13 protein-coding genes are annotated in these 12,410 nt (G+C 49.6%); 9 read left to right on the forward strand and 4 right to left on the reverse strand.

All coding sequences use genetic code 11. The features are described from left to right. Positions 1-88 precede the first annotated feature (88 nt). The 6 genes from JRI46_10380 to JRI46_10405 all read left to right on the forward strand — a co-directional run bounded on the left by JRI46_10380 (position 89) and on the right by JRI46_10405 (position 3,263). A complete protein-coding gene (locus JRI46_10380) occupies positions 89-298 on the forward strand; it encodes an HNH endonuclease (protein MBW2039975.1) in 210 nt (69 codons plus the stop codon). 168 nt (positions 299-466) lie between these two features. Beyond that, positions 467-661: a DUF2281 domain-containing protein gene (locus JRI46_10385; protein ID MBW2039976.1), complete on the forward strand. Its 195-nt coding sequence runs from the start codon at positions 467-469 to the stop codon at positions 659-661. Next, positions 646-978 (forward strand): type II toxin-antitoxin system PemK/MazF family toxin, encoded by a 333-nt coding sequence (locus JRI46_10390; GenBank protein ID MBW2039977.1) that lies wholly within the window; start codon positions 646-648, stop codon positions 976-978. Before JRI46_10385 ends, JRI46_10390 begins: the two co-directional genes overlap by 16 nt. A gap of 147 nt (positions 979-1,125) precedes the next feature. Continuing rightward, positions 1,126-1,422, forward strand: coding sequence for a nucleotidyltransferase domain-containing protein (locus JRI46_10395; protein MBW2039978.1), 297 nt, complete (start codon positions 1,126-1,128; stop codon positions 1,420-1,422). Next, the gene (locus JRI46_10400; protein ID MBW2039979.1) at positions 1,415-1,888 is read left to right on the forward strand and encodes a hypothetical protein; all 474 of its coding nucleotides are present in this window, start codon (positions 1,415-1,417) and stop codon (positions 1,886-1,888) included. The genes JRI46_10395 and JRI46_10400 overlap by 8 nt, the downstream gene beginning before the upstream one ends. A 619-nt stretch (positions 1,889-2,507) precedes the next feature. Further along, complete coding sequence (locus JRI46_10405) at positions 2,508-3,263, forward strand: hypothetical protein (protein MBW2039980.1); 756 nt, start codon at positions 2,508-2,510, stop codon at positions 3,261-3,263. A 24-nt stretch (positions 3,264-3,287) separates the two neighbouring features. On the opposite strand, the gene JRI46_10410 is transcribed toward JRI46_10405, so the two are convergent. From JRI46_10410 to JRI46_10420, 3 genes are read right to left on the reverse strand one after another with little or no spacing between them, the layout of a single operon-like run. Beyond that, positions 3,288-5,375, reverse strand: coding sequence for a DUF3488 domain-containing protein (locus JRI46_10410; GenBank protein MBW2039981.1), 2,088 nt, complete (start codon positions 5,373-5,375; stop codon positions 3,288-3,290). A 2-nt stretch (positions 5,376-5,377) separates the two neighbouring features. Then, a complete protein-coding gene (locus JRI46_10415; protein MBW2039982.1) occupies positions 5,378-6,391 on the reverse strand; it encodes a DUF58 domain-containing protein in 1,014 nt (337 codons plus the stop codon). Positions 6,392-6,407: 16 nt separating this feature from the next. Then, positions 6,408-7,349, reverse strand: coding sequence for a MoxR family ATPase (locus JRI46_10420; GenBank protein ID MBW2039983.1), 942 nt, complete (start codon positions 7,347-7,349; stop codon positions 6,408-6,410). Between the two features lie 248 nt (positions 7,350-7,597). Here JRI46_10420 and JRI46_10425 point away from each other — a divergent pair, with 248 nt between their 5' ends. The 3 genes from JRI46_10425 (at position 7,598) to JRI46_10435 (ending at position 11,158) form a co-directional block, all read left to right on the forward strand. Continuing rightward, positions 7,598-8,635 carry a TAXI family TRAP transporter solute-binding subunit gene (locus JRI46_10425; protein MBW2039984.1) on the forward strand — a complete coding sequence of 346 codons (1,038 nt, stop codon included), beginning with the start codon at positions 7,598-7,600 and terminating at the stop codon, positions 8,633-8,635. Between the two features lie 75 nt (positions 8,636-8,710). Then, positions 8,711-10,645, forward strand: a complete 1,935-nt coding sequence (locus tag JRI46_10430; GenBank protein MBW2039985.1) for a TRAP transporter permease — start codon at positions 8,711-8,713, stop codon at positions 10,643-10,645. Between the two features lie 42 nt (positions 10,646-10,687). Next, entirely contained in the window at positions 10,688-11,158 is a 471-nt protein-coding gene (locus tag JRI46_10435) for a hypothetical protein (protein MBW2039986.1), read from the forward strand. Between the two features lie 136 nt (positions 11,159-11,294). On the opposite strand, the gene JRI46_10440 is transcribed toward JRI46_10435, so the two are convergent. Continuing rightward, positions 11,295-12,410, reverse strand: a 1,116-nt coding sequence (locus JRI46_10440) for a hypothetical protein (protein ID MBW2039987.1), incomplete at its 5' end; no start/stop codon positions are given.

Raw genomic sequence — 12,410 nt, forward strand, 5'->3', positions numbered from 1 at the left:
CTCATAATACCCTCTTCATCAGCGGCCCCTCCTTTCAAAAGTTTTTAACAAAATAAAATTGTTACCATTTTAGGGGCCGCTACCCTAAATTTCAACTAACTTTGACACACCCTCAGCGTCTGGAGATAGAGATTCCCAGTACGGGTGGGAGGTCGACCATATAAAACCAGAGTCAGAAGGTGGCGGAGATGAACTTTCAAATCTTCGTCCTCTTCAATGGGAGAATAATGCCAGTAAGCAAGCTGGACGTCTTACCTGTCCGGTCACGGCATCGGGTAAAAATAACGTCCATAAATAACGTCCGTATTGAATAGAGCAGTTGTGACTACTACACCTAACAGAGCGTATCTGGCTTCGTGCCTTCGGCACTTCGCCCAAATCCTGCTTCGCAGGACTTCAGATACGCTCGAAACGTTATCGGAAATTGCTTAAGGTTATACATACAAAATAAATAAGAGGTGAAAATATGAAGATGAAGGAATTAATCTTAAAAGAAGTTGAGAGAGTTCCTGAACAGTACCTTGAGGAGATACTGGATTTTATACGCTTCTTAGAGGCAAAAGCGTTGGAAGAAGTGATGGGAACGGCGATTGCAAGCGAAACGTCTCTTAAGAAAGATTGGCTAAGACCTGAGGAGGATGAAGCTTGGCGGGATTTGTAAAGGGAGATGTGGTGGTTGTTCCCTTTCCATTTTCGGATTTAACCCGTGCCAAGAGACGTCCTGCTCTGGTTATTGCCGATTTAGAAGGGGATAACCTGATTCTCTGCCAGATAACCAGTCATCGGATTAGAGATAGATATGCAGTTCCAATGGAGGAGAATGAATTCGAAACTGGGACACTTAGACAGAAAAGTAATGTGCGACCAAATCGTATATTTACAGCAGACCGCCACATTGTCTTATATCGTGTCGGTCATCTCAAACCTGATAAGATCAGTGAGGTGATCGAAAGGATAGTGAATATTTTACGGCAATGAATTACGCAACATCCGATAACAGCGTGTATCTGGTGCGGGCTTTGCCCTCACCCAAATGCCTTGGGCACTTCGCAAACACGCAAAGACGTTATATGAAATGGCGGTATTAAGAGAAATGAAGAATCATGAATTGGAGGGTGATGAGATATGGACAAAAGAGAGGTTTTGAAAGAGTTAGCCTTACAATGTGCCGAGGTGCTAAGAAATAACTATAAGGTTAGAAGGATTTTCCTTATTGGGTCGGTAGTTAAAGGATATGTTCACGATAGGTCAGATATTGATCTCGTAGTGGAAGGATTGCCTCCAAATATGTATATGAAAGCTCTCACAGAGTTGTATGATATTTTACTACCGGGCATAGAACTCAATCTCATTCCTTTTGAGGATGCTTACGAAAGTTTAAAAAAGAAAACAATTCAAGAGGGTGAAATTATATATGGATAAAGATAACCTTGAAAACGAAATTAAAATCGAATTGGAGAACATCGAAAGATTGCTCAATGAAGCAAAAGGATTGATAGAGAAAATCAACAATGAACCTGATTTTATAGAGACGAGAGCTGCAGGAAGTATTCTTCATGATTTTTATTGTGGAATTGAGAAAATTTTTGAGAGAATTGCTGTGGGTGTTGATAAGAGTCTGCCTACAGGTGAGAATTGGCATGCTGAGCTTCTCTTTCAGATGGGTAAGCCCTTGAAGGATGTAAGAGGCAAAGTTATCACCTCGGAAATCATGAGCACTCTGAAGGAATATATGCGTTTTCGCCATCTATTCAGGCATATCTATGGTTTTGAACTTAAATGGGAAAGATTTAAAGATCTTTTCTTAAGGATAGAAGATACTTTCAAAGAATTAACATCTGAAATTGAAAAATTCTTAAAGAAACTCCAGCATGGCAGTAGCTATTAGAAAATCGCTGCAAAAAACACAATATCATGAAGATTATAATGTATCTATAAACAGAACGGAGCCGCCGCTTCATATAACAGAGCGTATCTGGCTCCGCTACGCTACGCCCAAATCCAGCCTGACGGCTGGACTTCAGATACGCTCAGGTTAGGCGAAATGCTCATTACGAGGTACAAAAACAAAGAGCCAATTATTTATTATTCTAAAGGGAAAGATAAAAATGGCTCAGAAAAGAGGCTATGAACTGTTGAAAGAAAAGGTTCCAGAGTTTAGAAGCCATTGGAAGAGCACAGCTATATTCATCGTTGGGTTTCTGCTTTTCCTGGTGTGTATAGTATTTTTCCTGTGGTTTGATGGTTTGGGTTTTAATAGGGTTGGACTTTGTTCCATATTCAAAGACGATGCTAAAGGTAAGCAAAGAGATTTTAGGAACAAGGTCAGCTCTCTTTCGCAAGGCTTGGTTAGCACTAGTGATTTGGGCAGCAATTGCGGTTTGGACGCTTTACACAATTTTTGCTTGAGCTTTTAGTGAATTGCTTTTCCCCTGTTTTGGTTTTTACGAATGATTGAACAGATTGCGTTTTTCTACGTCAGAAAAATAAGAAAGGAGGAATACGGTATGAGAAAAGTTACTTTAGGTTTAGTTGTTAGCATCCTGGCACTGGTCATGGCTGCCACGGCCTCAGCGGACCTTAACCAGTTTGCAGGGAGGTGGAAGAACACCGATCCCGACACCCGCGGGGTCACTACGTTAAATATCCGTGTGAGGGGAACCAATGTAACGGTCCAGGCCTGGGGCAAATGCCACCCCAAGGACTGTGACTGGGGTCGGGTGAAGGCCTATGCTTATGCCCCGAGCGTGTCATCCAACTTGGCTGACACCGCCCAGGCGCTCTCGGCTGCCTTCCGGACAGGATTCAGCCAGAATTTGATGATTATTCACCCGGTGGGGAGAAATCGCCTACGGGCAGAGGTATTGACGCGCTTCACGGACCGAAGTGGGCGCACCAATTACAGGGCTGTCTACACCTTCGCCCGCGTGCGCACGGTTACCAGGCTCTCAGCGCCAAGACAGATCTCCCCAGCCAATGGAGCTGTTTTCACCCACTTTCCGCGAACAACGACACTGCGCTGGAGCGCTGTGCCCGGTGCGGCCAGTTACACAGTAGAGATCGATTGTTACAACTGTTGCCAGGCCAATAAGTGGTGTACCGATGTCGGCAGGACCTGGAAAGTGGTGACCAATCTCACAACAACAAGCTATACCTTTGACTTTGTCGGTGCGCAGCCTGGCCGCTGGCGGGTCTGGGCTGTGGGTGCCGGCGGACAAAAGGGCCCCAAGACCGGCTGGTGGGAGTTCCGCTACACGCGTTAGCCTGTGTCGAAATCAGTCAGATTATCAGCTCCCCTCTGAGGAAGGGGGTGAAGAGATCCTTTCTTTCAGATCCCTGATGATCCCCCATATCTCCTCTTTTTCATGAGGGGCAAGGGGGATCTGGCCGAAGCGTACCCTATAATAGAGAAGGGTGATCTTCTCTGTTGTTGGATATAGATCACCCCTTTGTTGCCCTACTCTTTGGGCAAACTCGATGGGGGTCTCGCTTGCCCGCTTGGGGATCGTTTTCTTGTTTAGCAGTTTTAGCATCTTCAGGTAAAAAGAGATCTCAGGAGGGAGTTTCCCCACTAAGTTGATACCTACCACTTTTCCCCTTTTTTTGAAGCCCCAGTACATCAGCAGGATGACACAAAGAGAGGCCAACCCCGCCAAAAGGAGGTAAGAGGGCAGCGGAGGCCTCTTCTTCCCCCTTGCTTTTTGCAAAAAGAGAGAATCCTGGAAAAGGCGCAGGTCCATCACCCCCCGGCGGAAGGCAAAGAGGACCCGGAGTTGATCATCGTGGGAGTATCGGATGATATAGCGGCTCCACTTGAGCTTGAGAAAATCGAGATATCTATAAAAAGTTGCCAAGAAGGGTGAGTGGCCTTCCCCTGCACTTGCGGGTGTGGGGTCGAAAGGGAACCAGCCGCTGTCCGGTAGATAGGCCTCGATCCAGGCATGAGCATCTCTTTGGCGCACCATGAAGTATCTTCCCAAGGGGTTCCATTCACCCTGGACAAAACCACAGACCAGGCGAGTAGGCACCCCTGCCCCCCGCAGCAGGAGGGCTGCCGCCGTTGCAAAGTGCTCACAATAACCCTCTCGGCTGTGCAGAAGAAAGTCCTCCAGCGGTGGGAAGGCCTCATCTCTGGCTGGGTTTAGGGAGTACGTGTAATTGTTCCGCAGATAGGAGATCACCTGGTGGACCTTTTTCCGGGGTGATTTTTCTCCCTTGATGATGTCCTGGGTCAACCTCACAATATATTCACTCCCTTCAGGTAGTTGGAGATATAGCTCATCCGCCTTCTTATGAAGGCCCTGATACCCCTTCTCCCATGGCTTCAGGGCTGAGTAAACCTCGTATTGGTATCTCCCGTACGGCGGCGATGGGAGGTGTAGTCCTCCTCCTTCATCTACGTTCAGATAAGAGAAGTCCCCCCGGATCTCAAAGGCAGGGTAAAGGCAAAAGAGGGCATCGGTCCCCATGGGTTCGATCATAATCCTCTGATAGATGGCCTTTCTTCTGTCTTTGCCTCGATAGAGGATTACCCCTTCTCTCCACCCCCTTTTGGCAATCTTTTTAAGGGTAACCTCTTTAACCCAGGCCTGGCCATCCCAGCGGGAGAAGCTTATCCCCCTCCAATAGAGAGGCAAAGGGGGTTTTTGGCTAAATTGAGGAAGCTCCACCCTCATCACCACCCGGTTATTTAATCTTACGGACTCAATATCGGCCAGGTCCACGATCTCGGAGAAGCCCGAGGAAGACCCTCCCCATTTCTCCTTTCCGCTTACACTGAGGCTGATCCTGGGAAGTGTAAAAAAGATGATAAGGGTGAAAAAAAAGGAGCAAAAGGCCACCCCAGATATGCCCAGCAAGAGGGAAAAGGAGGCCAAGTGACGGGGAGGAGGGGACAGTTGAGGGTACCTCTCCAGATCAGCCTTCAGATGCAGCAGAAACAGGAACCAGATGCCAAGCAGGACGAAGATGAGGAAGAAAAGGAGGTAATAGAGATGGGAGGTCAATCCCGCTGCGGCCAACAACATGAGGAGGACCAGGCCGCCCAGTTGAAAATAGTCCTTGGCCTTCTCGAGGTGAAAGAGCTTTAGTGCCTGGACCAAGATGAGGAGTTGTGTGAAGGCGATGAGGAAGGAAGTAGCGAGAAAAAAATACAAGAACAGGGAGTAGAAAAAAGAGAGAATGACGACAAGGTTAAATAGATGTCCCCCTTTCTTCGGCCTAGTGAGGATGCTCAAGGGGTGGGCCCCCAGGGCGAGGAGCCAAATAGGCCACGGAATCTCACCTGTGAGGATGACAGGTATGAGCCCACACAGTATCAGGGCGTGGATAGAAATGCGCAGCAGGAAATCAACCCTCTTCTTTCCTCCAAGCATCTTTACTCCTTTGCCTTAAAGACTATCGTAAACGCGTCGGCTGCAGGGGGTGTCAACTGTTTTCTTTCCCCCCGTTGAGGTTCTACCAGGGCCAGGGATCTGAGTATTCGATGCAGATGCCCATCACCTCTATGGAAAGGAATAACCTCATCCCCTAGGGAGAGCCCCACCAAGAAGTCTTGTTTTTTTAGGAGATGATACGCCAAGGAGGCTGTCTTTGAGACACATCCCTCAAATTGGTCCAGGTCCAAGGGGGTAAGTTCTTTTGGTAAGGATGTATCAAGGACAATATGTACTTTTTTTATGCCTACTTTTTCATATTCCTTCACCATAGGCTTGGAGAGTTTGGCCGTGCTACGCCAATGGATGTCCCGGGAGGTGTCGCCGGGCAGATATTCCCGGATACCAAAGATCTCTTCACCTCTTCCCTTTTGTGGGCTAGACCATGGTCCTTCATCTAGGGGAGATACCTCCGGGAGGATCTCTTTCCAGGGTAACAATCGAGGGTAGACCAAGACCTCGAGGGGTTCCTTGATCATTACCCCTTTGACGAAGAGCCCAAAGGGAAATCGGGTGAGGAGATGGGGGCCCTGGAGATGATGGATACCACGGCGAGGGAAGGACAGACGATAGACCTGGGTTTGGGTCTTTTGGGGACCAACACGAAAGAGATAGGCCAATCCACCCCTTTTTTCTCCGTCCAACTGTTCCTCTAAATCCAGAGAGAAGGAGGGTAGGTATCTCTTTTTGTTAGTGACGTTCAATAGGGCGCTGCAAGGAGTACGGGCAAAGATATAAGGGGGAAGTCTACGTTTGACCCCTAACCCCTTTACCACCAACTCGGAGAGGAGACCGGAGGCGATAATCAGACTTAGGAGCATCCCTAGAATCAGATAAAATAGGTTGTTTCCAGTGTTTACCGCGGCAATACCTACCGCTATGGAGATGAGGACAAATTTTACCCCTTCCGGGGTAAACCTCAGAAAACGATTCCTTAGGGAGAGTTGAAGGCCCATTTTTTGCTGACCGGAGTTACAGGGGGACGGGGACCTGATCCAGGATCTCAAGGAGGATATTTTCCGTCTCCTCCCTCTGACTGTCTATCCCATATCCAGATGCAGGGATAGTTCTATGAGCAAGGATGGCCAGCGCCAGGGATTTCACGTCATCAGGGATACAATAATCCCTCCCCTCCATAAGGGCCTTGGCCTTGGCAGCCCGCAGGAGGAAGAGGGCACCTCTGGGGCTCACCCCCAGACGTAGAAGATCTGAGTTCCTGCTGGCTGTCACTATGCCCATGAGGTAGTTGAGGATCTCCTCCCTCACCCTTATTCCGTCCACCATCTTTTGTATCTCGATCACTTCTTCACTTGACATCACCGGCTGAAGTTCCTTTATTTCTTCTTCTATCCTGGGGTGAGAGAGGATCTCCTTTTCCTCTTTTAAGGGGGGGTAGCCCATACGGGTCCTCGTCATGAAGCGGTCCAGTTGTGACTCGGGTAGCGGGTAGGTACCTTGATATTCCAAGGGGTTTTGGGTGGCCACCACCACGAAGGGCTGAGGCAGTGGATAGGTCTGACCATCCACAGAGATCTGAAATTCGTTCATCGCCTCCAGCAGGGAGCTTTGGGTCTTGGGGGAAGTTCGGTTTATCTCATCTACCAGGACGATGTTGGCGAAGATGGGACCTGGTTTGAACTCGAAGGTGCCTTTGTGGGGATTGTAGACAGGAACACCCAGGATGTCCGATGGGAGAAGATCGCTGGTGAACTGGATCCGTTGGAAAGAGGAATTAATGGACATGGCCAAACCCTGGGCCAAGATCGTCTTCCCCACCCCTGGTACGTCCTCGATGAGGAGGTGGCCCCTGGCCAGAAGGGTGGTGATGGCGAGGGTGATGGCCTCGGGTTTGCCTTTTATCACCCGACCTATGTTCCCGTGCAGGGCCTCGATCCTTTTGTAGACCTTATGCATCTGTTCAAACTGGGCAGACACCGTAGTTCCCCTTCATCCTATAATTTTGTTCTAATTTTATCAAAAATGAGACGGAAAGACAAGAAAAAAATTTGCTTGACAGCGGTTCGGTGGTCTCGTAATATTCCTGTAATATTTAAGTGCCAGAAATAAAAAATTTTTAGGGAGGGAGGTGGTGAAGGGGATTAGCATTTGAATAGGTTAAAGATCGTTTAACTCAAAAAAGGGGGAGAAAGGAGGGATTCGAGATGTTTTCCAAAAAATGGATAGTGTTTTTAGTTGTAATTGTAATAGTGGTTGCTGCCCTTGTAGTGTGGTGGTTGTATCCAAAACCCGAGAAGAAGGTCGTGAAGAAGGAACCGGCCTCCCTAGTCATCGCTACGGCCACCACTGGTGGGACATACTACCCCATGGGTGTCGGCATGGCCTCACTCTGGAGCATCAGGCTGGCAAAGAAGCATGGGATTATGGTCCAGGCCATCACCTCTGCTGGCTCAGGAGAAAACGTCAACATGCTCAAGGGCAAGGAGGTGGACCTGGCCATCCTGCAAGGGCTCTTCGGGAAGATGGCCTGGAAAGGCATCGGGATCTACAAGGGAAAACCCAATAAGGAGTTGCGCACCATCACCATGCTCTGGCCCAATGTGGAGCACTTCGTGATCTTTAAGGATAAGGTGAAAACGGGGACCGTTACTGACATCAAGGGGCTCAGGTTCTCTATCGGCAGAGCTGGAAGCGGCACAGAGAGGTCCGGGCTGACCATCATGGAGGGGCTCGGGATGAAGAGGGAGGATGTCAAGGCCGAATATCTGGGATATTTTGAGTCGGCCAAGGCCATGAAGGACAAAAAGATCGAGGGGGCCAACCTATGTGCAGGCCCTCCGGTGGCCGCCGTCACTGACGTCTTCGCCACCCCGGGGATGAAGGCGGTGATCTTGGAGTTTACTGACAAGCAACTGAAGAGAATCAACAAGAAGACCGCCTATCCTGGTTATCGCTACATCATCCCTGCCAACACCTACCCAGGGCAGACCAAAGAAGTACGCACCATCGCCCAGCCCAATTTCCTCGGTGTAAGGGCGGATGTGGACACGGAGGTGATCTACCTCCTCACCAAGACCCTCATGGAGAACCCCGATTATATGAAGCAGGTCCACAAGATGGGGGCCTTCATAACATTAAAGAATGCCCTCAGTGGTCTGCCCGCCCCCCTGCATCCAGGGGCCTATAAATATTATAAGGAGAAGGGATTGAAGATCCCCAAGAACTTGATCCCACCTAAATAAGGGTAATGTGGGTCATGGCCTCCTTTCTGAAGGCCATGACCCACTAATTATCAAAGCTTACCACGAGGAACCCTTTTGGCAGATAAAGGGAAGAAAGAGGAGATCAAGGCCCTGGAGGATAGGGGGGAGGTCACCACTGCCTTCCGGGAACTGTCTGGAAAGTGGAAGTTGGTGGTCTATATCATAGGGATCGCTGCTTCCCTCTTCCATATCTGGGTGAATACCATTGGCGTGATGCCGGCGATCTACCGCAATGCGGTTCACCTCGGTTTCATCATGGCCCTGGCCTTCCTTTTCTATCCCATGTTCAAGAAAAGACCCCAAAAGGGGTTCGGCATTGATCTCTTTCTCGCCCTGTTGGCATGTGTTTTAGCCATCTATATCCTCTTATTCGAGGAAGAGCTTCACCTGGAGAGGGCCTCTGTCCCCATCATGCGGGACTACATATTTGCGGCCATCGCCATTATCATCCTTATTATCGGTACCCAAAGGGCTGCTGGATGGATCATCCCTGTCCTTGCCATCATCTTTCTTGCCTATGCCCTCTTTCTCGGCCAATACATCCCTGGTGCCTTTCACTACCGGGGGGTGGCTTTGGGGAGGCTTCTTTATCGCATGTACCTGACCGATGAGGGGATGTTTGGCATAGTCTGTACCGTCTCCTCCACCTATGTCTACCTCTTTATCCTCTTTGGGGCCTTCTTGTTGAAGTCAGGGGCTGGGGACTTCATCATAAAATTGGCCCAGGCCCTGACCGGCAGAAGGGTTGGCGGCCCTGCCAAGATCGCAGTGGCCTCCAGCGGCTTTATGGGATCGGTCTCGGGCAGTGCGGTGGCCAACACCGTGGCCACCGGTTCCTTCACCATCCCCTTGATGAAGAGGATGGGATACCGCCCTCCTTTTGCCGGGGGGGTGGAGGCGGCGGCATCTACAGGAGGGCAATTGATGCCCCCCATCATGGGGGCAGGGGCCTTCATCATGGCCCAGTGGACCGGTATCTCTTATCTCAAGATCATCGCCGTGGCCACCATACCAGCGGTGATGTATTTCCTCTCCGTGGGGTTTTTTGTCCATATAGAGGCCCTTAAGCTGGGGATGAAACCATTGAGCAAAGAGGAGGTGCCAGATCTCAAAAAGGTCTTAAAAGAAGGGGCGAGCTTCCTCATCCCTGTGGTGTTGTTGGTTCTGCTGCTAGTAAGGGGGTTTACCCCTACCTATGCTGCCTGTATAGGGATTTTCTCCATCATCGTGGTAAGCTGGTTTCGCAAAGAGACCCGCATGGGGTTGAGGGATATCCTGGATGCTCTCTACATAGGGGCGAAGAACAGTGTCTCCACCGGCGCCATCCTCATCTGCGCCGGGATCATCATCGGAATTGTGGGGATCACCGGGGTGGGGGTCACCTTCTCCGGGATGATCATCCATCTCTCTGGGGGCCACCTATTCTGGGCCATAATCCTGGTGATGTTGGCCTCCCTTGTGCTGGGCATGGGACTGCCTGTGACCGCCTCTTACATCTTCCTGGCCATCCTGGCCGCCCCTGCCTTACAGCAGATGGGGATCTCTTTGCTGGCTGCCCATATGATAATCTTTTGGTATAGCCAGGATGCCAATGTAACCCCTCCGGTCTGTCTGGCCGCCTATTCCGCTGCGGGGGTTGCTGGATCGAAGCCCATGGAGACCGGCTTTGCCGCCTGGAAACTGGCCAAGGGTCTTTACATCATCCCTTTCCTCTTCGCCTACACCCCTCTCCTTTTTGAAGGACCTGTCTACGAGGTGCTCATGACCGCTACAAGCGCCACCCTAGGGCTCTTGGCCTTCACCGTCGTCATGGAAGGGTACTTCCTGCGCAGGCTCTTTATCTGGGAGAGGGGTTTGATAGGCCTGGCCACCATAGGGTTGCTCTGGCCTGATACAACCTTGAGGGTCGTGGGTTTCCTCATCTTAGCTGCCATCTATCTGGCCCAAAAGCTGGCTGCCAGACGACAAGCCCTAACGCCAGCAGGATAGGCCAGGGCGCAAAGGTGGCCAAAGCCCAAAGGAGGAAGAGAAATGACAGAAAGTAAGGGTGCAAAATCTTCCAAAGAGCGGTATTTTTGGATAGTCTTATCTGCCATACTATTGGCCTTGGTTTTTGTTTTGTCTTTTCAGTATGTCCGTTATAAGGAGGGATTACAGGAGGCGCAAAAGGGAGAGGAGGCCCTCTTGAAGAAGCTTGAGGCCTTGGAAGGTGCTTCCTTGCTGCGCAGTTGGGATGTAGCGAGGTTAAAGAACAAGGGTCTCTCCAACCCAGTGGAGGATTTGGCTGCTGATCTCATGCAGCATAGGGAACTGATACCTTTTGAAGGGGTCTTGGGTGGCACCGTGGGGTTCTACTCCAAAAAGGACATCCATGTATTGACCTCTCGCTGGGTCCTGGCCTCTTTTGAGGACGGGCACGTTGGGGGACGTATGCTCCTGGAATATAGAATTTCTCCAGGCGGAAAGATCTCTTGGAAGGTCCTCTCAGCGTACTTGGATTGAAGTTTTTCTTTGTCAGTGGTCGGATGCGTGTAATTTTTCATCAAGGCTTCATCACTCACGAACGATGAAAATTCATTCGACTCCCTCTCCCCCGAGAGGAGAGGGTTATTACAGAAGTTCATTTTCTAGATAACTGTTACCATTTAATCAACCGTTCGACTACAAGGGTAGTTTTTCGTCGATTATTTGTTTCGTTTACCTCCTTGATAAATTCTCGGCGGTCGGCGATGACCGTGATGGTGTAGGTGCCACCCATGAGCCCTATCAAAGGGGCGGTGAGGGTCTTGCTCTGGCCCGGGGCCAGGGAATCGATGACCTGGGTGGAGAAGGTGAGGTCTCCGACCAGAAATGCCACGGGGACGGCATGGACTCTGTCACTACCAAGGTTTTTCAAAGTAGCCTTTACCTGTGTCTGTTCACCCACTTTTATGTGGGATTTAGTCAAAATGACTGAGATGACAGCCACATCCACCTTTGGCAGCGATATGGGCTGCGATGTGGAGGTTATCGTTAATTCCTTGGTGATTTTATTATTATTTTCTTTGGTCTCGGGTATCTTGTTGTGGGGATCGACGACTGCCTTTATGGTAAAGGTCCCTTCCTGGTCCGCTTCAGATGAGGCATTCACCGTATAACTGGCGCCAGCTCCGATCTCGGTTATTGTGCCGGCGGCCACCTCGTCGGCATTGGAAAACACCTTCCATTCCACATTATTGAGGGCTACGGGCGAGTAATTGTGGACGACAAAACCGCCGCTTATTACTTCTCCCACATGAGGGGTTTTATTGTTTATCCATATATCTTCTACTGCCAAGTCCAGATCAGCTCTCGAAGATGCAGCGGGTTTCCCTATAGGGTGAATGTAAGTCTCTATCCCGAAATATCTTAACAGGGTATTGTTGGATTTGTTTGCATCACTAGTCCATCCTCCCCCCCACTTTATAGAAAGTATAGATGCTATAATTTCATAGGTTCCTTCTTTTGTTGGTGTATACTCTATAGGAATTATTATTCTCCCTCCCGCTTTAGGCGATCTTAAATATTTGCTGAATTTTTTCCAGCCCAGCCCAGGATGTGCTCTGCCAGAACCTTTGGGTCTTATTACACAATATAGGTGAAAGTCAGCTGCATCAATGGAGCTTTTGTTTTCTACTATTATGTGGAATTGCCTCTTTTTGCCGACCTTTAGGGGAGGTTCCAGGTTCATAATATCAGTGACAGCTAAATCAGGCTTCCTATAATATGTCTCTCT

The organism is Deltaproteobacteria bacterium (assembly GCA_019308925.1).
Classification (GTDB): Bacteria; Desulfobacterota; B13-G15; order B13-G15; family RBG-16-54-18; genus JAFDHG01.